Annotated in this window: 19 protein-coding genes; all 19 read left to right on the forward strand. The window is 52.0% G+C overall.

Going from position 1 to position 25,395, the window contains the following annotated elements:
* The first annotated feature begins 125 nt into the window (after positions 1 to 125).
* Positions 126 to 2,081: a phage tail sheath family protein gene (locus tag Q365_RS0103825; protein ID WP_028022102.1), complete on the forward strand. Its 1,956-nt coding sequence runs from the start codon at positions 126 to 128 to the stop codon at positions 2,079 to 2,081.
* A 106-nt stretch (positions 2,082 to 2,187) separates the two neighbouring features.
* Positions 2,188 to 2,715: a phage tail protein gene (locus tag Q365_RS0103830; RefSeq protein ID WP_028022103.1), complete on the forward strand. Its 528-nt coding sequence runs from the start codon at positions 2,188 to 2,190 to the stop codon at positions 2,713 to 2,715.
* Positions 2,716 to 2,725: 10 nt separating this feature from the next.
* Positions 2,726 to 3,529 carry a hypothetical protein gene (locus Q365_RS0103835; RefSeq protein WP_028022104.1) on the forward strand — a complete coding sequence of 268 codons (804 nt, stop codon included), beginning with the start codon at positions 2,726 to 2,728 and terminating at the stop codon, positions 3,527 to 3,529.
* Positions 3,530 to 3,560: 31 nt separating this feature from the next.
* Positions 3,561 to 4,574, forward strand: a complete 1,014-nt coding sequence (locus Q365_RS0103840) for a hypothetical protein (protein ID WP_028022105.1) — start codon at positions 3,561 to 3,563, stop codon at positions 4,572 to 4,574.
* Positions 4,571 to 5,881 (forward strand): DUF4255 domain-containing protein, encoded by a 1,311-nt coding sequence (locus Q365_RS0103845; protein ID WP_028022106.1) that lies wholly within the window; start codon positions 4,571 to 4,573, stop codon positions 5,879 to 5,881. Before Q365_RS0103840 ends, Q365_RS0103845 begins: the two co-directional genes overlap by 4 nt.
* Positions 5,878 to 7,977 (forward strand): ATP-binding protein, encoded by a 2,100-nt coding sequence (locus tag Q365_RS0103850; protein WP_245621485.1) that lies wholly within the window; start codon positions 5,878 to 5,880, stop codon positions 7,975 to 7,977. The genes Q365_RS0103845 and Q365_RS0103850 overlap by 4 nt, the downstream gene beginning before the upstream one ends.
* Positions 7,970 to 8,278, forward strand: coding sequence for a hypothetical protein (locus Q365_RS25375; RefSeq protein ID WP_245621486.1), 309 nt, complete (start codon positions 7,970 to 7,972; stop codon positions 8,276 to 8,278). Before Q365_RS0103850 ends, Q365_RS25375 begins: the two co-directional genes overlap by 8 nt.
* On the forward strand, positions 8,279 to 8,902 hold the full coding sequence (locus Q365_RS0103860) for a hypothetical protein (RefSeq protein ID WP_028022108.1): 624 nt from the start codon (positions 8,279 to 8,281) through the stop codon (positions 8,900 to 8,902).
* 64 nt (positions 8,903 to 8,966) lie between these two features.
* Positions 8,967 to 9,311 (forward strand): hypothetical protein, encoded by a 345-nt coding sequence (locus tag Q365_RS0103865; RefSeq protein WP_028022109.1) that lies wholly within the window; start codon positions 8,967 to 8,969, stop codon positions 9,309 to 9,311.
* Positions 9,311 to 10,441, forward strand: a complete 1,131-nt coding sequence (locus Q365_RS0103870; RefSeq protein ID WP_028022110.1) for a hypothetical protein — start codon at positions 9,311 to 9,313, stop codon at positions 10,439 to 10,441. The genes Q365_RS0103865 and Q365_RS0103870 overlap by 1 nt, the downstream gene beginning before the upstream one ends.
* Positions 10,438 to 10,953: a phage baseplate assembly protein V gene (locus Q365_RS0103875; protein ID WP_028022111.1), complete on the forward strand. Its 516-nt coding sequence runs from the start codon at positions 10,438 to 10,440 to the stop codon at positions 10,951 to 10,953. The genes Q365_RS0103870 and Q365_RS0103875 overlap by 4 nt, the downstream gene beginning before the upstream one ends.
* 114 nt (positions 10,954 to 11,067) lie before the next feature.
* On the forward strand, positions 11,068 to 11,391 hold the full coding sequence (locus tag Q365_RS0103880; protein ID WP_028022112.1) for a hypothetical protein: 324 nt from the start codon (positions 11,068 to 11,070) through the stop codon (positions 11,389 to 11,391).
* Positions 11,392 to 11,406: 15 nt separating this feature from the next.
* Positions 11,407 to 11,772: a GPW/gp25 family protein gene (locus tag Q365_RS0103885; RefSeq protein WP_028022113.1), complete on the forward strand. Its 366-nt coding sequence runs from the start codon at positions 11,407 to 11,409 to the stop codon at positions 11,770 to 11,772.
* The gene (locus Q365_RS0103890; protein ID WP_028022114.1) at positions 11,769 to 14,288 is read left to right on the forward strand and encodes a baseplate J/gp47 family protein; all 2,520 of its coding nucleotides are present in this window, start codon (positions 11,769 to 11,771) and stop codon (positions 14,286 to 14,288) included. The genes Q365_RS0103885 and Q365_RS0103890 overlap by 4 nt, the downstream gene beginning before the upstream one ends.
* A 1-nt stretch (position 14,289) precedes the next feature.
* Entirely contained in the window at positions 14,290 to 17,004 is a 2,715-nt protein-coding gene (locus Q365_RS0103895; RefSeq protein ID WP_028022115.1) for a baseplate J/gp47 family protein, read from the forward strand.
* Complete coding sequence (locus Q365_RS0103900) at positions 17,001 to 19,085, forward strand: hypothetical protein (RefSeq protein ID WP_028022116.1); 2,085 nt, start codon at positions 17,001 to 17,003, stop codon at positions 19,083 to 19,085. The genes Q365_RS0103895 and Q365_RS0103900 overlap by 4 nt, the downstream gene beginning before the upstream one ends.
* A gap of 11 nt (positions 19,086 to 19,096) precedes the next feature.
* On the forward strand, positions 19,097 to 22,453 hold the full coding sequence (locus tag Q365_RS0103905) for a DUF6519 domain-containing protein (RefSeq protein WP_028022117.1): 3,357 nt from the start codon (positions 19,097 to 19,099) through the stop codon (positions 22,451 to 22,453).
* A 14-nt stretch (positions 22,454 to 22,467) separates the two neighbouring features.
* On the forward strand, positions 22,468 to 22,956 hold the full coding sequence (locus tag Q365_RS0103910) for a hypothetical protein (protein WP_028022118.1): 489 nt from the start codon (positions 22,468 to 22,470) through the stop codon (positions 22,954 to 22,956).
* Positions 22,957 to 23,000: 44 nt separating this feature from the next.
* On the forward strand, positions 23,001 to 25,328 hold the full coding sequence (locus Q365_RS26090) for an eCIS core domain-containing protein (RefSeq protein WP_028022119.1): 2,328 nt from the start codon (positions 23,001 to 23,003) through the stop codon (positions 25,326 to 25,328).
* Positions 25,329 to 25,395: the final 67 nt, after the last annotated feature.

Here is a 25,395-nt window from a genome sequence, read left to right on the forward strand (position 1 = left end):
TACTGTGTATTGTGACATCAATACTGTACTCACCCTTCGATGATGTCGATGTTTTCAGTCGGTTGCATCGCTACACATTAACGCCTGTTTTATTGGATCCATCGTCTTGCTTGAGGAGGTCACCCATGCCAGTCGCACTGACATATCCCGGCGTTTATATTCAAGAAATCCCTAGTGGTAGTCGCTCATTGAGTGGCGTTGCTACGTCTATTGCTGCATTTGTGGGGCGCTTTTCTCGCGGTCCACTCAACACACCAGTGCGTATGTTTCATGTAGGTGACTTTGACACCCACTTTGGTGGCGTACACACGAACAGTGAAACCAGTTACGCCGTTTCTCAGTTTTACCTTAATGGCGGAGGTCAAGCCGTTGCTGTTCGCGTCGGAGGTGGAACCAATGGCAGCATGACAGCGCAAAGTTGGGCTGGCGCAACCACATTGACCTTTGATGCAGGGCGTCAGTTTCAGGGCAACGCGGTTAACGACCCCGGCGGATGGAACAACCATATTCGCGCCGATATCGATTATCTCACCTCTGATCCCACCGCTTTATTTAATCTGTCATTGACTGAAATTCGTCACGTCGACGGATTAGAGTTGCCCGTGCGCAATGAAACCTATCGCAATGTGTCCATGGTATCCACCCATCCACGTTACGTCGTCAACGTCGTCAATGACGATTCTATGTTGGTTCAGTTAACGCAAGGTGGCGCGGGTGTTGAAATGCCTGCGCCCACGGGCTTCTATTCGGCCGTTCAGGATACGACTCAATATGTTGGCGTCGCGGATGACAACACACTTCAGGTGAACCTAGGCACTGGAGCACATGATGTTGTTGTTGACGCGAGCACGAAGCCAACCACCATTGCAGAAGCGGCGCTGATGCTGCAGAACGCCATTCGAGATACTCGACCTGCCGATCCGCTATGGGCGCAATGCCAAGTTGTGGTTCGTGGAACACGCATGGCAATTTTCAGTGGAAGAAACAGCGCTGATTACCGTGCTGGTCACGTGGTTGCTATTGCGGAATCTGTCGGTGATTTTGGCACGGTGATGGGATTAGTTGGCAGCGTCACGGCTAACGTGCAGCAGTATGCCATGAATACCGTCGCACCTGCGGGGCTACAAACATTGGCGACAGCGGGCGCAGATGGTGCGATGCCAACCAATGCCGAGCGCGCAGCACAACTACGAGGCAACCGCACACTTCGCACGGGACTGTATGCGTTGGAAGATGTCGATTTGTTCAACATCTTGCTCATTCCAGAATCAGCAGATCTCGGCTCTGTTGCCAATATGTCCAGTGTCATGAGTCCGGCGCTTAGCTATTGCGAAGAACAACGGGCATTTTTGTTGATTGACCCGCCCCCTGACGTTAACAGCGTAGAAGAAGCGCAAGACTGGCTAGACGAAGTCTCAGGTGTTGGTCTGCGTCATCGTAACACTGCAGCGTACTACCCTCGGGTTCAGGTTCCCGATCCCAACAATGAAAACCGTCTTCGCACCATCGCGCCAAGCGGCACGATCGCGGGGCTATATGCTCGCAAAGATACGGAGTCAGGTATCTGGACTGCTGCCGCGGGGATTACTGCAAGCCTTCGTAATGTTGTTGGGTTTAATCAAGCCTTAACCAATAACGAAATTGGTCAGCTTAATCCTGTGGGGCTTAACTGCCTTCGTAATGGCGGTATCAGCGGCAACATTGCTTGGGGCGCAAGAACCCTTCGTGGTGCCAACGAGTTGGCGTCTGAATGGACTTATATCCCTGTTCGTCGCACAGCATTGTTCATTGAAGAGTCGTTATTTAGAGGCTTGCAGTGGGCAGTATTCCAACCTAACGATGAACCGCTCTGGTCTGAAATCCGCATTGCAGTGGGTGACTTCATGCAAGGGTTGTTTCGACAAGGCGCGTTCCAAGGCAGTTCGCCGGAACAGGCTTATCGCGTCAAGTGCGACGCAGAGACGACAACGCAAGCTGATATTGATGCCGGTGTGGTCAATTTGCTGGTGGGTTTTGCCGGATTAAAACCGGCGGAATTTGTCGTTGTTAGCTTGCAGTTGATGAATAACAGCAACGGGTAAACGTTGTCTCTGTCAGCTAGTACTGGCAGAGATTTTCTGAAGTTGTTATTCGTTTTTTGGTTGATGGCTTTATTGCTTATTTTGAATGGTTAGCGAGGGGGACGAGATGTCTCAGCTTAACGTGAATGGTCAGCGCATTGTGCCTTATCCCGGCTACAAATTTATTGTCAAAGAAGCGGGTGGTGACGTGCTGGCAGCCGTACAAAAGGTGTCGGGGCTTAGCCGCACGGTTGAAGTGATGGAGTACCGAGAAGGGGGCGATCCTTCTCATACTCGTAAATCACCGGGTCAGGCTAAATTTGAGGCCATTACGCTAGAACGCGGCGTGACAGAAAACCTGCAATTTGAACAGTGGGCTAACAAGGTTTGGCGAATCGGCACTGGGTTAGGTGGTGAAGTCTCGTTGGCGGATTTTCGCAAGACATTGATCCTCGAAGTGCTCAATGAAGCGGGTCAAAAAGTACTGAGTTATACCCTCTACAATTGCTGGGTGTCAGAATACAAAGCGATACCTGCGCTTGATGCATCAAGCTCCGCATTTATGATCCAATCAGTCAAACTCGAAAATGAGGGGTGGGAGCGCAACGACATCACTGTGCCTAATGAACCTAGTTTTGTGCATCCAGAGCAGTGAGTAACGGCCAATGCGTGTCGCGATATCGGCGTTGACCAATAATGAGCGTGTTGAGCTGTGGGAAAAAGCCGCTGACATGTTACCGCCTCAGCGTGCGGTGGCCATGGTGTCTGCGTTTATTCCTGTCCAATACCACGGCGAAGTCATCGAATGGACATTAGCTGGGCGTGACCATTTCCTGCTTCAGGCCTATCGCACCGAGTTTGGAGAGCCCATTTCGGTCGTGGGTGCTTGCTCGGAGTGTGAGGCCAAAACGCAGTTGTCGTTTACCGTTTCAGAGGTGTTGGCAAGCAGCTCGGATCGCTTGAATATCAATGCTCTCGATACCGAAATTAACACCGAACTGTATTTGCCTTTTTACGAGACATTTAACGCTGGAATGTGCAGTGGTCGTTTTCGTTTGCCCATCGTGCGCGATTTGTTCGCGCTTTCCGCTTTCGACGCCTCAGTGTCAACCTTGGCGCAATGCGTGTTAGAGCCTGCTAGCTATCGCGATGTTGCTCGCAGTATCGAGCTTCTGGAAGATAGTGACTCAGCATGGCAGGGCTTCTATCAAGCGCTCGAAACGAGAATGCTTGATGTTGAGCCATTGACCATTGTTTCGCTGAACTCTGCATGCACGGAATGTGGGGCAGAAACAGAGCATCAGTTCGATATTGCTCATCAATTCTGGTCAATGATGACGGCTGATGTTGAGCGTCAGTTGTGGGACGTCCACCTTCTTGCTTCCGCCTACGGTTGGTCAAGCCATGACATCCTCTCCATGAGCCCTGCACGCCGTCGCCAACACATTGCCATGGTGATCGACGCATGAATGCCTGCCAGTGCGATATAAGGATGCACATATGAATCGCTTATTAGGTGATTACATCCGTCGCAACATAGATGGTGTGCAGACTTTAAAGCCTGTGGCGACGTCATATTATGCGGGTGTTACTCAAGTGACGCAGGAACCTGCCTATTCCAGAGTGAATCAATCGAACACGAACCCACCGATAGCCGATGCCGACGCGGCGCAGGGGCATCCATCTAGTCACGCTCAGCCAACAGAGAGTGACTACAAGCAATATTTAAGTGACAGTGTCACTAATGCTGCGGTGAATCACACGTCTTCAGAGTCTTCGTTGAATAGACACAGTGATGAGTTTTCAAACCGAAGAAGAGACATCGCTAGACACGATCTTTATTCAGAGAGTGATTCGGCGAGTGAAGTACTGAGAAGTGATTCAGACAAAAGCGATAGTGTGGGAGGAGAGCGAGCAATAAGCCAAGATCGTCTGCATTTGTCTACCGAGGGCACAAATGAGGCGTATTCAGATCGCGCCTATCGACAACGTGGTTTTTCGCAAAGCGCTGATTCAGATAGTGAGATAGTGCATAGAGGGCATGACGAGACGCTTGAGCAGCAAGAGCATTTTGACTCGCGGCTGCGAGAAGCGACAGAGCTGGCTGATAACACAACATCTGCCAGTGCGGGTCGAAGCAGACAAGATTTCACGCAACAAGTCGCGGCGTCCATATTGGGGCAATCTCAGCCTAAATCTAAATCTAAATCGAAACCTCAACCTAAATTTAAACCTCAAACGCCACCTCAAGCGTTATCCCCCAATTCATTGAATGCCGATCCCGAATTACGAAGGGGGGGCATTGAACCGCTTGGCACGAACAACCCACATCGTCGCCGCAATGCGCGGTCAGAGCAGCCTGTGTTGGTCAATGTAACGATAGATAGCGTGACAATTGTGTCGAAGCACGTTCCTGCACAGGCTGCTCACGCTGAGCGCAGTGTAAAACGAACATGGAAGCCCGACTTATCCTTGGCTGATTATCTTCGCCAACGTCAGGAGGGAGAGCGATGAGTTCCGCTCTTGCACTGGCAGGCGTCACGCAACTATTGCGCGATTTGCTCAATGATGGTTTTGTCGATCGTGACGTTGCGTCGATTGTGAATACCAACGTGCCAGTTCATGCACTTCCGCCTGATCAAATGTTGGCGCAAGAGGACAACACGGCCCCCGCACTGAATGTGTTCCTTTATCACACTGAAACCAATGCAGCGTGGGCCAACCAATGTGCGCCAACACGTAACACTGATGGCGACCGAGTAAACAATACGCCGCTGCCATTGGATTTGTACTACTTGGTTTGTGCCCATGGCACGGCAGATCTACACAGTGATGTATTGCTCGGTTATGCCATGCAAATCCTGCATGAGCATCCCGGCTTTACTCGCACCGAAATTCAAACGGCATTGACGCCGTCTCCCGCTATTGCGGCTGGCTTACCCCCTTTGCTGCAAGCGCTATCAGACACGGGTCTTGCAGACCAAGCGGAAGCGCTACGAATTGCGCCGCACTACATGCCGATCTCCGAAAAAACGGGGCTTTGGAGTGCGCTGCAAACCCAGTATCGTCCGTCGATGGCGTACCGCGTTTCCACCGTATTGCTGGAAGCAGAATATGGCACGTTGAACCCGTTGCCGGTGCTTACCATTGGCACGGACAATTCTGGCCCAGAAGTATTCCCTCAGCTTATTCCTTCATTGCCACAGTTGTTACGAGTGATCCCTCCCGCGTTGCAGGCGAGCGCAAGGCTGGGAGATACCTTGGATCTCGAAGGACGTTTTCTAGAAGGCGGCAATCCAAGATTCACCTTCACACATATCACGCAAGATCTTGAACAAACCGTCAGTGTTGATGCAGGAGGTTCCGCGCTAGGGCATGCAGTCACGTTGCCAAACGCGCCAGTCAATTGGGCCGCGGGGCACTATGCCATGTGGTATTCCGCAGAAATAAATGGCGACACTCGCCAATCGAACCAGGTCACGATGCAAGTGGCCCCAGTCATGACATTGCCACCTACCAGCGTGGTCAGAAATGGACAAACAGTGATAGTCACGTTGAATGTGACGCCCAATGTGCACGCGGGACAGCAAGCCAGCCTTTGGCTTGGTAGCGAAGGTGCGCAAGCTGAGGCTGTGACTGTGACAACCAATACCCTTGTGTTTGTTTTTGGCCCTCTACCTGCCGGAACTTATCCGGTGCGTTTACGCATTGATGGGGCAGACAGTTGGTTTATCGAGAAAGATCGACCACCGATAGCGCCTGACTTCACGCCTCGTGCCCCGATTTACGATCCAACGCAAACAGTGGTGGTGCCCGCATGACCGAAATTCTAGGTGTGAATCATTCAGCACAGCTTTCGTCAGACCCAGCAGTGGATGATGATCATGATGCGATGATTACAAAGCAGCGCGAATTGACGGCGATACATCAAGCCACGGTGGGAATGACGGGAAGTCAGCAAACACTCGATGCGTTTGCGCATTGGCAAGCAACCAATCAAGCGCACCTTTCGAGACTGATTGATTGGGTGCTTCAGTCATTAGACGCCGTGCGGAACGAACAATCCGGTCAGGCGCTATTGTCCGACATCAATCGTGGCTTTGTCAGCGAGCCACCGACCGCATTCAATGTGCTGTGTAATCAGTTTGAATTGACCGAAGGTGATCAAGCGGTACTGGCTTTGTTGATGGCGGTGACCTTGGATGAACGCGTCGCGAGAAAGTGTGCCGATGTGATCGGGAGCGAAACGCTTGCGCATCCAACCGCCTCATTGACGATGTCCGTCTCTCATTCCTGTGGTTGGGGGTGTTTTTCACCTCATAGCCCGCTTCGATATTGGCTGCTGCTGGATTGGCATCCCATTGGTGGAGGGGACGCGACACTAACGCTTGATGAGCGGATTTTGAGTTTCTTGCGGGGTGTTAATTATCTCGATGAGCGCTTGAGTGTTATGTTCGAACCGTCTCCTCGCTCACTGGTAAGTGATGAGTCATCCCTTTCTTCTTCTCAAATTGATCGCCTTCAAATGGCGTTGAACTATGTACATCAAGCTAGAGAGCGACAAATTGTCATCGAGCTTCACGGTGAAGACAAGTCGAGTAAAACCCTAATGGCAACCGCGTTGGCCAATGAGCTGGGTGCCAATTTACACGTCTTACATGCCACTAACTTACCTTCGCATCCCAATGATTTGGATGCACTGGCAAGGCTTTGGCAGCGTGAAGCAGGGCTGACGCCTATCTTGCTGTTTATTGAAAGTGGGGATGAACCCAGCAACTTCAGAGCCCTACAGCAATTCACAGGGCGCATTGGTGGCTTGGTGCTCGTGGATGCTGGGGCAATGCCTATTGGGCTTAATGCCAACAGTTTTACTCTGCTCGTGGAGCGTCCCACTGTTCATGAACAGGCGTGTTTTTGGCAGAGCACCTTGGATGGTGTTGAGGAAAGCCTGCCTGCACGTTTGTCGGAACAATTTTCATTGAGCCTGCCTGACATATTACAGACGACTCTTGTCGCTCAGTCGAGTGATAGAGATTGGCTGGAACATAGAGACCCGAGATTTGAAAAAGCGCTTTGGCGTGCATGCCAACGCCGATCTTCCAGTGAATTAAGCAAATTAACGCAACGTATTGAGTGCAAAGCCAGTTGGGAAACCTTGGTGCTGCCGCCCGCCCAAACCAGCATGCTAGAACAGCTTACGGCGCAAGTTAGGTTGAGAAGTCGCGTTTATCAGCAATGGGGATTTCGAGATCGTATGAGTCGCGGGATGGGGATCAGTGCCTTGTTTTGTGGTGATAGCGGAACAGGAAAAACCATGGCAGCCGAAGCGATTGCCAATGAGCTAGGGCTGGATCTTCACCGCATCGATTTATCGGCAATCATCAGTAAATACATTGGTGAAACTGAAAAGCACATGCGTCAGTTGTTCCTTGCTGCTGAGCGTTGTGGTGCCATTCTCTTTTTCGATGAAGCGGATGCGCTGTTCGGTAAACGGGGCGATGTCAAAAGCAGCAATGACCGTTTCTCCAACATTGGCATTGATGATCTGCTCCAACGCATTGAAGCCTATCGCGGCTTGGCAATCCTTTCGACCAACCTCAAAACGTCTATTGATAAAGCTTTTTTCCGTCGCTTTCGTTTCGTGGTTGATTTTCCGTTTCCTGGCCCATCTGAGCGCGAGCGCATTTGGCGCTGTGCATTTCCACCTAAAACGCCATTGGCGGAAAACATCGATCCTTTGCGACTCGCCAAGCTCAATCTCACTGGTGGCAGTATCCATAACGTCGCCTTGAATGGCACATTTCTCGCGGCACAGCACGGAGAAGATGTGTCTATGCGTTGGTTAATGGAAGCCGCCGCCGCGGAATTGCAAAAGCTCGATCGTCCGATCAAGGCCGGAGATTTGGATTATGAATAAGGGCGCGGCGGCAGAGGTTGAACTTCATTTTCGACAAATTGAAATCGATAGCGATGCGAGATATGCCGATGTGTATCGCGCGATGTCAGAAGCCGTATCTAAGAACTGGCCGGTTTTGCACTCAGTGAGTGAAAGGCAGCAAGGCATTGCCAAAGAAAAGGCCATCGTGGATGCGACTAACGCCTTGATGAAGCAACTGGGTGGCAATGGTAATGGCAAAGGCAAAGGTCAGCAGCATCGCCGCCAAAGCCAAAGCCAAAGCCAAAGCCAAAGCCAAAGCCGCACGGAGAGGAGGCGCTAAATGTTATCTAGCCAACCGAATTACCTCAAAGCAGGCATTGTGCTGTTGGATCAACAAAGTGGCGAGCCAATTAGCGCGATCCCTTTGCTTATCAATCCGTCGACGCTTAACACTCAATTTGAAGTGAAATCTCAAGAAGGTTCTCAGACACGCACTGACACCATGAGGCTGAATGGGCCTCCAAGAGAATCGATCAGTTTTGAAGCAACGCTTGATGCGACCGATGCACTAGAGAGAGGGGATGAAGATGCCATTGCGTATGGCATTGGTCATTACATCGCTGCGTTACGCAGCCTGATTTCGCCCACTAAGCGCCAGTTGTTAGACAATGACGCTCGCGCCAGAGAAGGCAAATTAACCATTATTCCCATGGCACAACCTCTCCCTGTTTTTAGCTGGGGAACAAATCGACGTGTGCCCGTAAAAATGAAGAGTTTGTCTCTGGCTGAAGACTTGTTCAGTGCGAATTTGAATCCATTGACGGCTAAAGCCAGCATCACATTACAAGTGCTAACGGTCGATGACCTTGGCTTTGATCATCCTGCTTCGTCGCTATTTTTACATTATTTGTCAGGGCTAGAGCGGCAGGCGGACAAAGCGATTAAGCCTGCAACCGGTTTTTGATATCTCATTATCTCTTTGCGAATAAAGCGCGAAAGCGAATACCTATGAGTAAAAGGAATATTCGATGACAGATCTCACGCAATATCTTCTCAGCAACACAGAAGAAACCGCAGATTTTGCATCAAATAGCCGCTATGCGGGGGCACCGTTGCAAGTGATGACAGATGCCAATGGCACCGAACGTGTGTTCGTGAGTCGCCGATTCCTTCCTCAGCCAGCCAATATTGATAATGTACAAAGTCTGACAGTGAGAGATGGGGACCGACTCGATCTTTTGGCGGCGGCGTATTTTGCGGATCCCGCGCTTTGGTGGTACATCGCGGATGCCAACCTCGTTCAACACCCCAACATGTTGCTAGAAGGCATCGAGCGAAAAATCGCCTTGCATGGTGAGGAAGGAGACCGCTGATGTCAGATGTGGTGATGAGTCTCTACATTGGCCCAGTTGCGCCGGTGCCCGTATCCAAGGTCGTGATCAATGCATTTATCTCCTGTGAGGTCAGCGCAAAGACACGGGATAAATCAGGCTTCCAGTTGGTTTTTGAAATCGACAATAACTCACCACTTCACACTGTCTTTCTTCTGTCTGCGGGCAATCCTATTCCTCTGGTACGTACAGTGATTGCGGTCGAAATGTTTGGTCGTAAATCCGTACTCATGGATGGGGTAGTGACGGATCATCGAGTCAGCCCCGGCAGTGCGCCAGGGGTGTCACGCCTAACGCTAACCGGTGAAGATCTTAGTCGCGTGCTCGATTACATCGATTTCAGTTTTATGCGTTATCCCGCCATGCCAGATTTTGCGCGGATTAACTTGGTGCTGGCGAAGTACGCGTTTCTCGGACTGATTCCTAAAGTGATCCCGTCGGTACTGATTGACGTGCCAGTGCCGACTCAGCGAATTCCATCGCATCAAGGCACTGATCTCCAGTACATCATGTCGCTCGCGGAGCGCGTCGGCTATGTCTTCTATATTGAGCCGACAGATAAAGTGGGTGTGTCGACGGCCTATTGGGGGCCGGAGGTGAAAGTGGGTGTTCCACAGCGCCCACTCAATGATGATTTCGATGCGCACCGAAATGTTCTGACATTGTCGGGGAGCGTAGATACTCAGAGCGCAGTGGTTCCCATGGTCAAGATTCAAAACCCGCAGACAAAACTACCCATCACCATTCCAATACCAGACGTTAACCCGCTCAATCCGCCGCTTGGTGTGTTGAGACCTATTCCGCTAAGGCTCGGCGATCCCATCACAGGTGTTGCCAAGTATTCTCCGGTGCAGGGCGCATTGATTGGGTTGGCGAAAGCCGCCAAGTCAGCGGCGAGAGCGGTGAAGATGAGTGGCACGCTAGATGTTCTGGCCTATGGCGCGTTGTTGGAAGCGAGAAAACCGGTGACGGTCAGAGGTGCGGGAGCTGCATTCAATGGATTGCACTATGTAGAGGCGGTGACTACCACCATGAGTGAAGGCGAATTAAAGCAGCAATTTGAGTTAAGCCGTGATGGGTTGCTTTCGACATTAAGCAGGGTGCCAGTATGAGTGAGAAATTCTACGGCAAATATAGAGGCACTGTGGTGAACAATATCGACCTTACCCAACAGGGACGCATTTTGGCGACAGTGACCGATGTGGGAGGAATTCCCCCCGGCACCTGGTGTATGCCGTGTTTGCCGGTGTTGGGGCTTAACTCCGGTGTGTTTGCTGTACCGCCTGTTGGTGCAGGCGTTTGGATTGAGTTTGAACAGGGCGAAGTGGATCACCCCATTTGGACGGGGTGCTATGCAGGGTCGGCGGCGGATGTGCCGATGATGGCGAAGACGGCTCCCGCGCCAATTTCAGCCATCACGCTACAAACCATGGCGAAACACGGCATTGTTATTAGCGATGCGGGTGGGCCCATGGCGCTGGGAGGGATCACGTTGCAAACGGCGACCGGAGTGACGCTGTCTGTGACAGATGCAGGTATTTTCATCAACAACGGAAAGGGTGCGCAAATTTCTTTAGTCGGTCCAACGGTGGACATAAATACCGGCGCACTGACGATCACCTAGCCGCGATTACCAAGCCGCGATGCTCTAGCGGAGAACGTCGAGTCGCGTTGATGAGGCAATGGCGAATGTCGCTTACACAGTCGGCACAAAGTAGATACACAGAAGGAGACAAACATGCCCGGACCGTTACTCCATGTTGGTGCGACCGTCATGTGCGCACACGGCGGCCAAGCAACACCAAGTTTGCCGAATCCTCGTGTGTTGGTGTCCGGCTCGGCAACAGTGCTGCAAACGTCTCCTTACTTAGTCGCTGGGTGTGCCATGCCACCGCCCACGGCGGGCAACGGGCCATGTATTACTGGCCAATTTTTGACGGGGAGTATGCGCGTTTTGTCGATGGGACAACCGTTTGTGTTGTTCACCAGCCAGTCAGTTTGCGCCCCAACGGGAACGCCCTTGGTTCCTGCGGTGGCTCAACTTCGTGTCATCGCAACGTAAGCGAATGGAGGAAAGATGAACTATCCAGATTTTCCTTATCGCATTGATACCCAAGGTCGCAGCGCGACCACGGATCGTGTGGGCGTGATTCGCGACCGTATCGAACAAGTGCTGTTCACCGAACCCGGTGAGCGAGTGATGATGCCGACGTTTGGCTGTGGTCTAAATCGACTCTTGTTTTTAGGCATCAGCGATACGGTGGTGGAAGACACACGCACGTTGATCGCCACTTCACTGCAAAACTGGATGCAAGATGATATTGAACTCACCGATGTCACGGTACGATTCAATGAAGGTGCGTTGTTCATTGATGTGGCTTATTCCCTGCTGCCGTCCGGTGACTCCCAGCAAGCGAGCTTTGTGCGCGAGGGGGTAGCATGATCTATTTTTGTTGTGACCAACGTCGTCGGGAAGCGGTGCGTAATAGCGCGCTCAATGGCATTGATTTTGTGGAAGTGGTCGATTTAGAGGCAGCGAATCCTGACGACCGTCAACGCTTTTTACACCTGCATTTGGTTAACGACCCCGACGCAATGGTTTACACAGAGGACAACCTTCGATTTGAAGGCGAGGCTTCTGTGGACGTGGTTGCTGTCACAATGGGGTTAGACGGGCAGCAAAATGTGCTGCTGATTGAACTGGCGCAGGCGGGGGATTTTGGCCCCTATCGACTTAACCTCGTCACAAGTACGCTCAATCCCGCGCCGCCTCCTGAGATTGATCCTGCGCTGGCGTCTGTCACCTTTTCGTTCAAAGTGGAATGCCCATCTCCGTTCGATTGCTTAACCGATTGCGAATGCGAAACGCCCGAGCGACCAGAAACAGACATCGATTACACCGCGAGAGATTTTCACTCTTTTCGTCGCATGATGTTGGATCGCATGGCGGTGTCAGCACCTGAATTTGCCACAGGGCATCCAGCCGATCTTTCAACCGTGTTGGTTGATATTTTGGCTTATAGCGCTGACCAACTCGCTTATCAACAAGACGCCGCCCAAACCGAGGCATATCTCAATCGTGCTCGCTCACGAATCTCCCTCAAACGCCTGACGCGATTGCTCGACTATGCCGTTGACGAAGGCTGCAATGCGCGCTGTTTTTGCCACTTTACTGTGTCATCCGATATTTTACCCATGGCGCCCCAAACGGTGGTCATTCCCACAGGCAGTGCGGTGTGTACAAGGCTCAATGAGCTGCCTGTGACCTTCACGCGTAACAATGACTGGTTGGCGCAAAGTGGCGCCGTTTACGAAACCTGTCACCCGATAGCCTCATTGCATGTCGCGCACAATGAAATGCAGTTCTATACATGGAGCAATGCGCGGTGCCATTTACCGAAAGGCGCGACGAGTGCCACCTTGGCAGGTCATTTCCCTGATTTACGTGAACACTCGTATTTGGCTATTGAAGAAATAACGGGTGCGAATACGGGGAATCAGGCAGATCGCGTGCTCGATCATCGTCAGGTCGTTTTGCTGGTGAGCGTACAGGCATTGAATAGTGACAATGAGCCGCTGACTGACCCTATCACCGGAGAAGATATCACCGAAATCGAGTGGCATGAACGCGATGCATTGCGTTTTCCGGTGTGCATTTCCTCAGAAACCGCCATTGAAGAAGGTCGTCGCTACATCGAGCCTGTCAGCGTGGCGCGAGGCAACATGGTTTTGGTCGACCACGGACACACCCTTGATGACGATGAGATTGGGCAGGTGCCATCGTCCCATTTACGTTGGGCGCCCGGCAAAGGCTTGGATGAAACTCAGCGCAAAAGTGCCTCGTGTGCGGATACGCAATGTGAGCAAGAGCCAGCCGAAAACATACCGCCCATGTTTCGCCCAACATTGACGCGGTCGCCATTAACCTTTGCACCGCGTTATTTCGCTGGAGAGCCAGCGGTTGATGCGCTGCAAATCCCGTTACCCAATGAAACCTTCCCCGCCATCGAACTTGAAGGCGATGATGGGGTGGAAGTCTTGCCCTATTTACCTGTTCCAGACTTATTGGCGAGTGACGGCTCGGCGAGGGCGTTTGCCGTCGAAATTGAGCTTGATGACCGCGTTTACCTGCGCTTTGGCGACAATGAATTTGGTCTTCGTCCCTTATCTGGCACCACATTCACGGCGCGATATCGCGTGGGCATCGGCACTGCCGGACACATTGGCGTTGATAAATTGCACCACCTTGCGCTTGACCTTCCTGAAGTGATTGGCGTACGGAACATCACCGCAGGTGAGGGTGGGCGCAATCGAGAAACCCCTGCATCGATTCGTAAGCGAGCGCCTTTCCTGTTCAAAACACAGGAACGCGCGGTGACACGAGAAGATTATCAAACCTTGGGTCAACGAGTGGAGTGGGTGCAAGACGTCAGCTGCGCCTATGTCCACACTGGCAGTTGGATCACCACGTTTGCCCTGCCAGATCCCAAAGGGCGAGTTGGCGTGGGGGATGAACAGCGTATGGCACTGCGAGAACACTACGAAAAATTCCGTTTAGCGGCCCATGATGTGGATGTGTCAACGCCCGTTTATGTGCCTCTCGAAATCACCTTACACGTTTGTGTTGCCGCGAATGCATCAAAATCTCATGTGCGGCAGCGTTTGCTTTCCTTGTTTTCGCCGAAACGACAATCCAGTGGCGCATTAGGGATCTTGCATCCCGACCAATTCCGCGCTGGGCAAATATTGCACTTATCACCGCTGTTAGCGGCAGCTCAAAATGTCGATGGTGTAATAGCCGCCAAAGCCACGAGATTTCGCCGCTTTGGTGACCCAAGAACCAGTGGCTTAGTCGAACGAAAACTCACGTTTGGACGCACAGAAATTGCTCGTGTTGATAACGATGCGAGCCATCCGGGAAATGGGGTGTTTTTGTTCGATTTAGAAGGAGGGCGCTAACATGGTCGACTTCAACAATCAGTCTCATTGTGGCGCATGTCATGGCACGAGTGTGTTAACGCCTCAAGCACCCAATAATGCCACGGGCTTAGGCCGCATCAGCTTTCGTTCGGGGATGCACGAAGATTTCTATCAAAGCATGACGGCGCGATTATCCTCGTCGCAATATGGAGCGCTGGGAATACTGACGACGCGGGGGCATGACGACTTCACCATGGCATTGCTCGATGCGTGGGCGGCAAGTTGCGATGTGCTGACTTTTTACAATGAAATGTGGCTGAATGAAGCCTATGTGCGAACCGCACAAATCCCGCAGTCACTCCATGAAATGGCCACTTTGATTGATTATGTTCCGCACCCAGGGGCGGCGGCGAGTGCCGATTTGTCGTTCAGCATTGCTGCTGGCGAAGGGATCCCTGAGCAAATTACCGTACCGGCGGGAACCAAAGTACAAAGCACGCCGGGGCAAGACGAAACACCGGTCATTTATGAAACTCTCGACGATCTCGAAGCACGGGCAGAATGGAATGCCATTCGTCCTAAGCTTACCTCGCCACATCCACTCACTGTTTCAACCACTCAATTGCCTTTTGAAGGCATCAATACCCGATTAAAAGCGGGCGATGGTGTCGCATTTACAGCAGATGACGGGACTGCCGTTTTCGCGGTGGTGAATGCGGTTAACCCTGTCCTTGCGGATGTTTCCAAAGACCCCGAGGCGAAAGATCTGACGTGGGTCACTGTGTCGCCCATTGGCACAACCTCTTTATCTGAGCCTTCTACTCCAAGTGGTTTCTCTGCGGCTGATAGCTTCACGTCGCTGGTGGAAGAAAATCTTGGTGAGATGTTAAGTGAAGGCCAAATGTTCACCTTGTTGGCTGATGCACAGACGGATGAAAAGACCTTCATTGCGCCACTGAAAGCCGCGATCAGCACGGTTAAACGGGTTCAAGTCTTTCGTGCCTCTGCGGCGATTTTTGGTCATGCCGCACCACCCCTTTCGAGCCTTCATCATTCGCTCACAGGTATGGTGCCTGTGTACAGCGTCGATGACAGTGATGTTGTGGTAGAAAGCTTGGAGCAAGGGCCGTATTTCGGCAAAACGAACGCAACATGGGCTGACCAAGGCACGCTGGCGCTAATGAATGAAAGTGACAATCAGATCTTTCTTGAGCGTCAGGTTGCTGAGATTGGCATTGATAGCGATGTGATCCTTCGAGACGGCGATAATTGGGCGCAATATCAAATCTCAGAGACGGCGGACGTATCTGTTTCCTTCTTTGCGGTCACCGGAAAGAGTAGCCGCCTGTCGTTAGACCGCAGCGACCACTTTAACCTGTTTTCTATTCGCCAAACCACGGTCTTCGGCGCAAGTGAATGGCTCACTTTGGCGGAGCCGCCAATCACTCAACCCCTGAATGCTGACCATACCACTGTCGCCCTAAATGGCTGGTTCATAGGAATAGAAGAAGGGCGAAAAGTGATGCTAAATGGTCTGGCTGAAGGTAGTGGTGATGTGCCTGTGATTGTCACGAGAACGGTGCAATCTATCAGCCACGAAATTTCTCCTTCAGGGGGCTCATCCATGACCTTCACCGAGTCCTTGGGGGCGGCTTATTTCCCGCAAAGTCTAAGAATTGCTGCCAATGTGGCTGGGGCCACGCAAGGTGAATCTGTCGTGGAAGTGCTTGGCGATGGCGGCGCACAGCCGCATGTCACCTTGTCTACTCGTCAGGCACCGCAAACCTTTGTGCCTGCTGCAACACCGTCTGGCGTCAAACCGACACTTGAGGTCAGGGTGAATAAAATCCTTTGGCATCAAGTGCCGAATTTCCTCAATACCCAACCCGCGGATCGTGTTTACACATTGCGTGTGGATGATCAGGGTTACAGCCATGTCACCTTTGGCGATGGCATACAAGGTGCGATGCCTGGTAAAGGGCAACAAAACATTCGTGCAAGCTATCGTAAAACTCACGGATTAATGGGGCGCGTTAAAGCGGGTCAGCTCAATTTACTCATGTCTCAGCCGCTTGGTGTGCAGGGCGTCAACAATTTACTGGGTGCCAGTGGTGGCGCAGATCCCGAAGGGCGAGATGCGATTCGACTCAGTGCGCCTTTATCTTGCCGAACGTTAGGGCGCGTGGTTTCAATCACGGATTACGCCGATTTCGCCCAAGGCTATGGCGGCATCGCGAAAGCCAGTGCGCAATGGTTACATGTGTCGGGAGGACCACAAGTGGTGGTGACGGTTGCCGCCGAAGCAGGGGCACAAGTACCGGAGGGCAGCGATTTACACACCTACTTAACAGATGCACTCATTGCCGCTGGTGACCCATTTGCTCGATTTATTCTGCGAAGTTTTCGTCACACGTTTTTCAAACTAGGAGTGCGGCTTAGTGTTCACCCCGACTATTTAAATGATGAGGTGATCGCCGAGGTCGAACAAACGTTGAGAGCGACCTTATCTTTTGACGCGAGACGCTTCGGTCAGCCTGTTTTTGCCAGTGAGATCCTCGCCATCATTCATGCTGTCGCTGGGGTTGAAGCCGTGGTGATAGATAGGCTTTACACGGGCAATATACCAAAACGACATGACGGCATAGCAGCAGCCATGGCAGAGGTCGCGAGCGGTGGCGCAATGGCTGACGTGTTGGGTGCCTCCATGTTGAGTTTGCACCCCGGCCCGTTGGATTATCTGGAGGTTAGCGAATGAATAGCTTGTCACCGGAAGCTTTGTATCAATTACTTCCTGAGGTGTATCGCAAGCGCGATGAAACACAGGGATTTCCACTAAAGGCATTGATGGCAATCCTCGCCGAGCAAGCCGCGATTGTAAAAAACGACACCGACAGACTTTACGATAACCAGTTCATTGAAACCTGTGACGAGTGGGCCGCGCCCTATATTGGCGAGCTGGTGGGTTATCGGTATGGACCGCCAATTCCTAATGTCAGTCAACGTGCTGCGGCAGCGAACCATATTCGTTTTACACGACGTCGTGGCGTGGCGCTTGCGTTAGAACAATTGGCTACCGACACGACCCGTTGGCCTGCAAGAGTCGTCGAGTTCTTTCAACTCTTGGCTCGACCTGAACATTTGGCATCAATACGTCCAAACAATCATTACACCTTGAATGTGCGCGATACGGTGAAATGCGAAGCCATCAATACGGCATTTGATACCACCAGTCAAACCATGGCGACAGGGCGAATTAGCCAAGGGGAAGGGCGGCATCACTTTCGACATGTGGGCTTGTTTTTGTGGCGAATTGGACATTATCGCCAATCATTAACCCCCGCATATCGTCATGCCACAAGGCGATACCTATTCCATCCGATGGGGATCAACAGTCCACTGTTTAATGCGCCTCAAGCAGAGCCGAACATTAATCACTTGGCGCAAGAAATCAATCTGCCCATCCCTTTGCTACGGCGCAGCAATGTTGGTCATCGTCATGAAGACTATTACCCTCGTGCGTTTACCGTGGTGCTCGATGGCATCATGCAAACCGCTGATCAAGTGCAGATCTGTAACCTCAGTGATGATGGCGTGGATTGGGCGCATTCGCCTGTCGATAGAGTGTCTATCGACCCCGAACTGGGGCGATTATCCTTGCCTGCCAGCATGGCAGAACCCGATGAGGTGGAGGTGACATTTCACTACGGCGCTTGCGCTGACATTGGCGGCGGCGCGTATTCACGCAGTGAAGGGTTTATCCAAGGTTCTGGCAATATCCAGCATGTAAACGCGGGGGATGACATTCAAGCCGCGCTTGATTTGACCACCTCGGGTGGCGCAATTGAAATCTCGGTGTCACAACGTTTTACGATTGCGCCCGCCGTGTCAGTCAATACCGATCAAACCTTGTCTTTACGGGCGGCTGATGGGCACCGTGCGTTTATCGATCTCGATGGTGATGACTTCACTGTGGTCGGCGGCGCGGAAGCCGAAGTGGTGATTGATGGATTAGTTATTCATGGTGGCAGGTTGGTCGTGCCAGATACCGGTGATAATCAACTGCGACGTTTGGTGCTCAAAAATGTCACGCTAGTACCCGGTCAATCGTTGTTGATAGACAGAACGCCAGTGTCGCCAGACGCCCCGTCTTTGGTGGTAGAAATTCCGAATGTCACGGTTGAAATTGAGAACAGTATTGTCGGGGCGATCCGCACTGTTGAAGGTGCCGCCGTGTCGGTGACAAACAGCATTATCGATGCAACGTCGTCTGAGAACATCGCGTTTTCAGACCCTGATGAAGTCAGTCACGGTGGGGTACTGACCCTCTGTGAAACCACGGTGATTGGCAAGGTGGCAGCGCGTTCATTTCCGTTGATCTCCAATTCGTTGATCGACGCCGCATTGCAACAGGTCGACACATGGGATGCGCCTGTATGGGCGTTACAGCGTCAAACGGGCTGTGCGCGATTTTCCTATATTCCTCCCCAATCTCGCGTTCCTCGACAGCATCGTTGTCAGCCTCAGTTTGCTTCTTCACAAGCCGTCGATGCTGCGGAAACCCGTAACCCATTTATTACCGACACCGAGAAAGAACATATTGTTCGAGGTGTTGTCGCTCGTCTTGTCCCCGCGTTTACCGCTCGTCGCTACGGCGATCCGGCTTACGCACAGTTATTGCTTTCATCTCCCCAAGAAGTTCTCCGCGGCGCAGACAGTGGCAGCGAAATGGGGGTGTATCACCATCTTTATCAGCCGCAGCGACACGACGCGTTGCTGTTTCGTCTCAGTGAATTCTTACCCATCGGCCTCGATGCAGGTTTGATATACGTGACTTGAAGGAGAACGTCATGGCTGTCGATATTTCAGGAAAAACGTTTGACCCTCGCCATAACTATACGGAAATGGTCACCATGCAGGGCAGAGTGGTCTCTGACACGCCACTTAATGAAGGCGCAGCGATCGTCGATCGTCGTTTTCGCGCAGAGACTATCGATTTAGCGGGGTTCTGTGGTTATCCCGCCCATCTGCCGGACAGTTTCCGAATCGATGTTGCGGCGGGTGAACTCGTCATTCACCCCGGACGCTACTACGTTGATGGCTTGTTGGCGGAATCGTTCGGCGGTGGTGAACACCGTTTCTCGCTGCCCCTTGAAGAGCTAAATAGCCTCGAACCTATCGCGTATTTGGATCAGCCATATCGACCGATGTTAGGCAGCTTGGTTGATGATGATGACGTTGGAATCGAACCTGCCGATGGGCGCTACTTGGCGTACCTCGATGTATGGAAACGTTCGGTGACTTTTTTAGAAGCGCCAGATTTGGTCGACCCTGCCATTGGCATTGATACCAGCGCCAGAATTCAAACCGTGTGGCAGGTTCGCTTGTTTGGCCCTGTGGGCGATGACGTCACCTGTAATACCGAGGATCAGGATATTGAAGGCTGGCAGTCTTTGATTGAACCGTCATCTGCCCGTTTATCAACGCGAGCTAACCCGACGTCCGCCGTGAACAATCCGTGTCAATTGCCGCCAGAAGGTGGCTATCGCGGGTTGGAAAATCGCACTTATATGGTGTCGGTTCACGACATCAATGCCGACGGCACACCGCTGGTGAAATGGTCGAGGGTCAATGGCGCATTTGCTGGGCGGATTTTGGCGCAACCCGCCAATGATACGCTGACATTGGAGCAGGTGGCGAAGGATGATTATCTAAGGTTTAACGCTGGCGATTGGGCTGAAATCACCGATGACGTTCGTGTATTAGAAGGTGTGGCTGGCACTATGGTGCGTGTGTTGTCGGTCAATGATGCAACCAATACCGTGGTGCTTGAAAACCCGCTTGCTGCAGGTGTTCTATCTCTTATTCCGGCATCAACGGTCGCCGACGCTTCTATTCACCCCATACTGCGTCGCTGGGATCAATTCGGTGTCGTCTTGGATACCGACGGCACGGAAATTATCAACCTTGACGCCCCTGGCAGCGACGGTCTGATCCCCGTTCCTGAAAATACGTTTATTGCCCTTGAAGACGGCGTGGAAGTGGCCTTGTCTCGTCAAGATGGGGCGGGAAATTATCATGTTGGTGACAACTGGAGTTTCGTTACCCGTTACGCCGACAGCTCAGTTGAAACTCTGACTGAAGCGCCGCCGCAATCTATTCATCATCACCGCTGTCGATTGGCGGTCGTGGATGCGTTAAATGGCGAATTTGTTGGGCCTATTTTTCAAGATTGTCGTGACCCCATTGGCATGGCGGGCTGTTGTACCGTCGTGGTGCGTCCCGGAGAAGACATTCAAACTGCACTGGATAGCTTGTCGCCTGAATTCGGTGGCTGTGTGTGCTTGAAAACGGGCATTCACACTATTCGTCGTCCGCTGCGCATTCGCTATCCCAACGTGACACTACATGGCGAATCTCATGGTGCTCAAATTCGTAATCTGGGCGCGGAAACAGCCTTGATTGTTCGATCTGAACAGGGTGAAACCTTATCCGGCATTCATGTTTGCACTCTCGCCATTCAAACGGAATTGCGCACCGAAAAACCTGAAGGTGTTATTGCGTTTCGTAACGTTCAAGACAGTCTCCTCGAAGATTGCCGAGTCACTTCTCTTCAACAGGACTCGCAGTTTACGGATAACCCCGCTATTGGTTTGTTTGATTGCGAAAGAGTGCGTGTTAGCCGCTGTTCATTGTCAGGAACGCAAGTTGGCGTTTGGATGGACGATGGTGGCCAAGATCTTGAAATTGAAAACAATCAAATTAATGCCAACGTTGAACAAGAGAGTGGGATCGCTGGTGTTGTCGTGGCGCGACTCTCAGGGCAAGTGATGGTGTCTGGCAATGATATTCAGGGGTATTTGCGCGGGATCATCGTGAACGATCAGCCGTTGGGTAGGCCTTACTCTACCGCCTCTTTTAGTGAAATCAAAGGAAACCGAATCGCGTTGCGTCGTCTGCAAAGCAACCAAGATGCTGTTGCGATTGAAGTGGCGTGCCCGTTTGCCGTGGTGTCTGAAAACCAGATCATGATCGCGGCGGAAGACAGCAAAGGCATTATGGTACATGGGTTGGGCACTTTGGTGGAAAGGAACCGCGTACAAACCCAAGAGCAAATTGAAACACAGATAGCCATTGTGATTGGCAGTGAAGAGGACGTATTCACTGGCGGCATTACCGTGGCGCAAAACTGGATCCAAGGCTGCTCTGGCGCCATTGTGGCGCAGCAAGTCAACGGCCTACGGATTAAGAACAATGATGTTGCTGGCGACACAGGCAATGAGTTGTCGATTTCGGTGACCGAATGCAGCTTGGTCAATGTGGATGACAATACGTTAGCGCGTTGCACCTTGGCGGTGTTTGCAAGCCAGTGTGAAGATATTCAAATCCAGAATAACCACATTGTCGACGGCAGTGCCGCCATGATGTGCGAGCGATGCGTCCGACTCGACATCATCAACAACCAAATCAACAAATGCACACATGGCGGTATTTTCCTTGCGCTATGCCTCGCTCGCGCCGCCATTATCGGTAATCGTCTCAACTATGTCAGCGTTGCGGGCGAGGGGATATTCGCGAGCTCAATTACCTGTTTATTCCAATTGGGTGAATGCCACGTGGAATCGAATGAAGTGCTGAATACAGGCGTTCATGACGACGATCAAGTCAACCCAGCCAGAACCGTCGGCATTGCGGCATTGTATGTGTTGGAAGCACGAGTTGAGAGCAATCTGGTGTCGTATTCAGATTTGCTGACACGAGAACGAATATTGGAAGACAGAGCCCTCTTGCTGCAAGGGCTGATTGAAATTGCCTTTCCGATTGGTGATACGGCGCTGCGGATTGGCTATTCCGCGCAGATCAGCAACAACAAGTTTCTTGGTCGTGGCGCGGATACGGTGGTGGAAATTCTCTCAACTTCAGTCATTGATAATCTCAATATTCGATTTGAGCGAGTGTTCTTTAACAACAATTACATCGAGCATGTGGGCTTTGTGTCCGACAACGTGGGGCTAGATGCCACCGTGGTCTTGCGCGGCTATCGTGCAGTCGTGATGGGGAATCAAGTCAAAGCCAATACGCGATTTTTACCCTCGTTCGATTTTAACAATATGCAGGGGCCGTTTGTTGGCAACATCACCAGCAGCACGGTCATTAATCACACTGAGTTTCCTGCGCCACAAAGCGCGTTCAATCAGCAGGCTTGATAGAGGATTTCATCATGGCAAAAGCAAATGAGATTTTGAAAAAACACCTTTCTCTGGTCTCTGAACTACAAAAAGTGGCTCGACCAGACAATAACCCCGATCCGATAGGCACGACGCAGAAAAATGCGGCGGCGCAAAGGTCTCGAATTGAAGGACGTATCGCGTCGTTAGAACAGCAGCGGGCGATGTTCAATAAACAGATTGATGAGTCGATTGAGCGTGAAAAAGCGCAGCTAAAAGAAATGAGCAAGCTTGAAGAGTTAATCGAACCGAAGCAAAAAACGGAGCCAAAGCCTAAACCTAAACCAGAGACCAAGCCTAGAATGCAACCCAAGCCGACGGTTGATGTTAAACCGCAGGTAGAAGAGAAGCTGGACGTTGAAGAAAAACCTAAGCCGCGTCCGAGAAAAACAACGCGCGTGGACGCCACGTTGAAAGCGACACCGGTGCGCCGAAGAGCAACGGCTACGCAAACCACTAAAAGAAAAACGCCCAAGAAGTAGCTTGCATAACGATGTGACGTTGTTCAGCAAGAGAAGGACTGACGATGCCCAGTTTGGCACCCACTCAGAAGCAACCTCATTCTGCGAAAAGTGAGAGAAGCTCTTCGCGGAATACCAAGCGTATTGCGCCAAAAACAACTCAGTCACCGAAAGTGAGCCACAATCTTGGTGCAACACAAACGACTGAGTCTTCTTCGTTCATGTCTGTTGAAAGCGATGTGTTGAGTAAAGCTGAGTCATCGATACTGACTCGGCAAGTGAATGCGTCTGATCAAGCATCCGAACCCCATTCCTCGAATTCTTCCGTGTTGACACCGCCTCGTTTCCTTCCTGGAGGCAATGACACGCGCCCGATGGACATGGCAAGGGTGATCAGTCGTTTTACCTCAACATCAAAAAGCGCCAGCCAATCGACAGCGCCAGCGTCTATGGCCTCTGCGCCCCCCATACCACGATCAGTTTCTTCAGCGCTGGGAACGTGGGGTAATGCGTTGCTGGGAGCGGCGACGGACACAAAACAGCATGACACGGCGAGTCCAGTAACCAATACTTCTGCGTCTGTCCCTCAAACTACGCGTTTGCTCGGGCAAGAAAGTGGCGTTCCCATTCCGTTAGATATACGCGCACCGTTTGAGCATTCATATGGCTATGATTTATCGCCGATCCGTTTGCATCAAAGTCATGCTGCGCGGCAATCACTCAAAGCGCTGAACACAGTCGCCTTTGCCCTAAACGATCACATAGTGATGGATAGCAGCATCGATTTACGCAGCCGAGCGGGACAGCATGTCTTGGGGCATGAGTTAGCACACACGGTGCAAGGGCGGCTAGGGTCTGGCATGCCGAGTGGTGGCAACCTGCGAATGAGTCAGCCATCGTGGTATTCAGAGCATGAGGCCGAATTTGCAGTGAGTGCCGCGTTACGTGGTCGGCACTATGAGATTCGACGTGGTGTTGATCAAGATATTCATCAAATTGCCCCATGGCTGATTCTGGCAGGAATTGGCCTTGCTGCTGGGCTGGTGACATGGGCGGCATCTGACAGTCCTGAAGAGAACCGAGCCCGTCATGCGTCGGGAGAGCCTGATCCATCTCGCAGCCTTTGGACTCTGGTGCCCATTTACGGTTCTATTCAACAAATCCGAGAAGCGGAAACCTATTTTCAGCGGGTGTTAGGTGTCGGGTTCTTGATGTTAGACATGGCAACGTTAGGCTCGGCGGGCGTGGCAGCGAGAGCCTTGATTCGTGCCCCCGCGGCGTTAGTTCGAACGGCGGTTCAGCGGCAAGGTTCTCGATTAGTGGTACGTGAAGGTGGCGAAATAGCCACGGAAGCCGTGTTAAGAGAAACCGGCGAAGCGTTTGTTCGTGAAGGCGGTGCTGTGTTTGCCACTCGCACAGCAGCGACGGCTGAAATGATGCAAGCCCTTCAGCGTGGCGCCATGATTCTCGTGACGGAGGGCGGGATCAATCACGCAGTGATGTATGCGCGAAACGCTGCCGGTCAGCTAATCAAAATTCATGGTGGACCGCTTAAGCTGTTGTTTGAGGTCGTACCAAGAGAGATCACGGAAAGAGCAGCAGCGGGAATGGGACAGCGAGCGAACGCCTATGTGGTGATCGAAGCGGCTGAAGCGGCGGTGGATATCGAACGAGCCACTTCCCTTGTGCAAAACAGCGCGCCAGCCATTGTTCGTTGGCTAGGCGGCAACCCAACCAGTTGCGGCATCATGCAAGGAGCATTGCTTGAGGCCTCAGGGCTTTCGGCAGAAGCGCTCGCGCGGTTAATGCCAGCAGGTGCGGCGGCAAATCGACTCGTTCCCATTACGATTTTGGATCATGTTGCCCAATCTGGTGCGGGCTTGCGCCTCGTTGAAGGGGGAATGGCAAACATTATAGGTGGTACTGTGGTGCAAGAATCGATGTTAGCGGCAGGAGGAGTGATGCCGACCATTGTCTCTACGCTGATGCGGGTAATGTTAACGCCAGATGGCGGCTCCTCGGGTGCTGGCAGCAGAACAGCTAGCCCTGCGCCAGGCGCGGGCAGTCCGGTGAGTGGTGGCGAGCCTCAGGTGATCACTGTAGAACCTGTGCCGCAATCGCAAATAGACACCACCGTTGCGGTTTACGTCGATGTACTTTCGGATGCCGATAGGCAGGGTTTCCGGCGTGTGGTGTTTACCATTCGACGCACTGCAAGTGAAATCTCACCAGGATTCGAAAAATTCGACCGTGCTTCGCCAATGACAGAGCAAGGTGAAAGCATGCGCAGTATTTTGCGTATTCTTGTTGGTCAAGCGGCACGAGACGCAATGGGAGAGCATCAAATTATCGCCACTCGTTCGGCGGGTGGTTGGAGTGTGGATTACCAATGAGTGCGAATACCAGTGATGAGCACAAAAACGTCAACGTCGCCCTCCGAGGCGACGTTTTGACTTTAAC

The organism is Enterovibrio calviensis DSM 14347 (genome assembly GCF_000621165.1).
Taxonomy (GTDB): Bacteria; Pseudomonadota; Gammaproteobacteria; order Enterobacterales; family Vibrionaceae; genus Enterovibrio; species Enterovibrio calviensis.

Excerpts from the sequence above, each read along its gene's own strand:
- Q365_RS0103870 (WP_028022110.1), top strand. The coding sequence starts at position 9,311 with ATGTCAGATGTGGTGATGAGTCTCTACATTGGCCCAGTTGCGCCGGTG.
- Q365_RS0103845 (WP_028022106.1), top strand. The coding sequence starts at position 4,571 with ATGAGTTCCGCTCTTGCACTGGCAGGCGTCACGCAACTATTGCGCGAT.
- Q365_RS0103900 (WP_028022116.1), top strand. The coding sequence starts at position 17,001 with ATGAATAGCTTGTCACCGGAAGCTTTGTATCAATTACTTCCTGAGGTG.
- Q365_RS0103895 (WP_028022115.1), top strand. The coding sequence starts at position 14,290 with ATGGTCGACTTCAACAATCAGTCTCATTGTGGCGCATGTCATGGCACG.
- Q365_RS0103860 (WP_028022108.1), top strand. The coding sequence starts at position 8,279 with ATGTTATCTAGCCAACCGAATTACCTCAAAGCAGGCATTGTGCTGTTG.
- Q365_RS0103890 (WP_028022114.1), top strand. The coding sequence starts at position 11,769 with ATGATCTATTTTTGTTGTGACCAACGTCGTCGGGAAGCGGTGCGTAAT.
- Q365_RS0103875 (WP_028022111.1), top strand. The coding sequence starts at position 10,438 with ATGAGTGAGAAATTCTACGGCAAATATAGAGGCACTGTGGTGAACAAT.
- Q365_RS0103850 (WP_245621485.1), top strand. The coding sequence starts at position 5,878 with ATGACCGAAATTCTAGGTGTGAATCATTCAGCACAGCTTTCGTCAGAC.
- Q365_RS0103830 (WP_028022103.1), top strand. The coding sequence starts at position 2,188 with ATGTCTCAGCTTAACGTGAATGGTCAGCGCATTGTGCCTTATCCCGGC.
- Q365_RS0103885 (WP_028022113.1), top strand. The coding sequence starts at position 11,407 with ATGAACTATCCAGATTTTCCTTATCGCATTGATACCCAAGGTCGCAGC.
- Q365_RS0103825 (WP_028022102.1), top strand. The coding sequence starts at position 126 with ATGCCAGTCGCACTGACATATCCCGGCGTTTATATTCAAGAAATCCCT.
- Q365_RS0103910 (WP_028022118.1), top strand. The coding sequence starts at position 22,468 with ATGGCAAAAGCAAATGAGATTTTGAAAAAACACCTTTCTCTGGTCTCT.
- Q365_RS0103835 (WP_028022104.1), top strand. The coding sequence starts at position 2,726 with ATGCGTGTCGCGATATCGGCGTTGACCAATAATGAGCGTGTTGAGCTG.
- Q365_RS0103880 (WP_028022112.1), top strand. The coding sequence starts at position 11,068 with ATGCCCGGACCGTTACTCCATGTTGGTGCGACCGTCATGTGCGCACAC.
- Q365_RS26090 (WP_028022119.1), top strand. The coding sequence starts at position 23,001 with ATGCCCAGTTTGGCACCCACTCAGAAGCAACCTCATTCTGCGAAAAGT.
- Q365_RS0103905 (WP_028022117.1), top strand. The coding sequence starts at position 19,097 with ATGGCTGTCGATATTTCAGGAAAAACGTTTGACCCTCGCCATAACTAT.
- Q365_RS0103840 (WP_028022105.1), top strand. The coding sequence starts at position 3,561 with ATGAATCGCTTATTAGGTGATTACATCCGTCGCAACATAGATGGTGTG.
- Q365_RS25375 (WP_245621486.1), top strand. The coding sequence starts at position 7,970 with ATGAATAAGGGCGCGGCGGCAGAGGTTGAACTTCATTTTCGACAAATT.
- Q365_RS0103865 (WP_028022109.1), top strand. The coding sequence starts at position 8,967 with ATGACAGATCTCACGCAATATCTTCTCAGCAACACAGAAGAAACCGCA.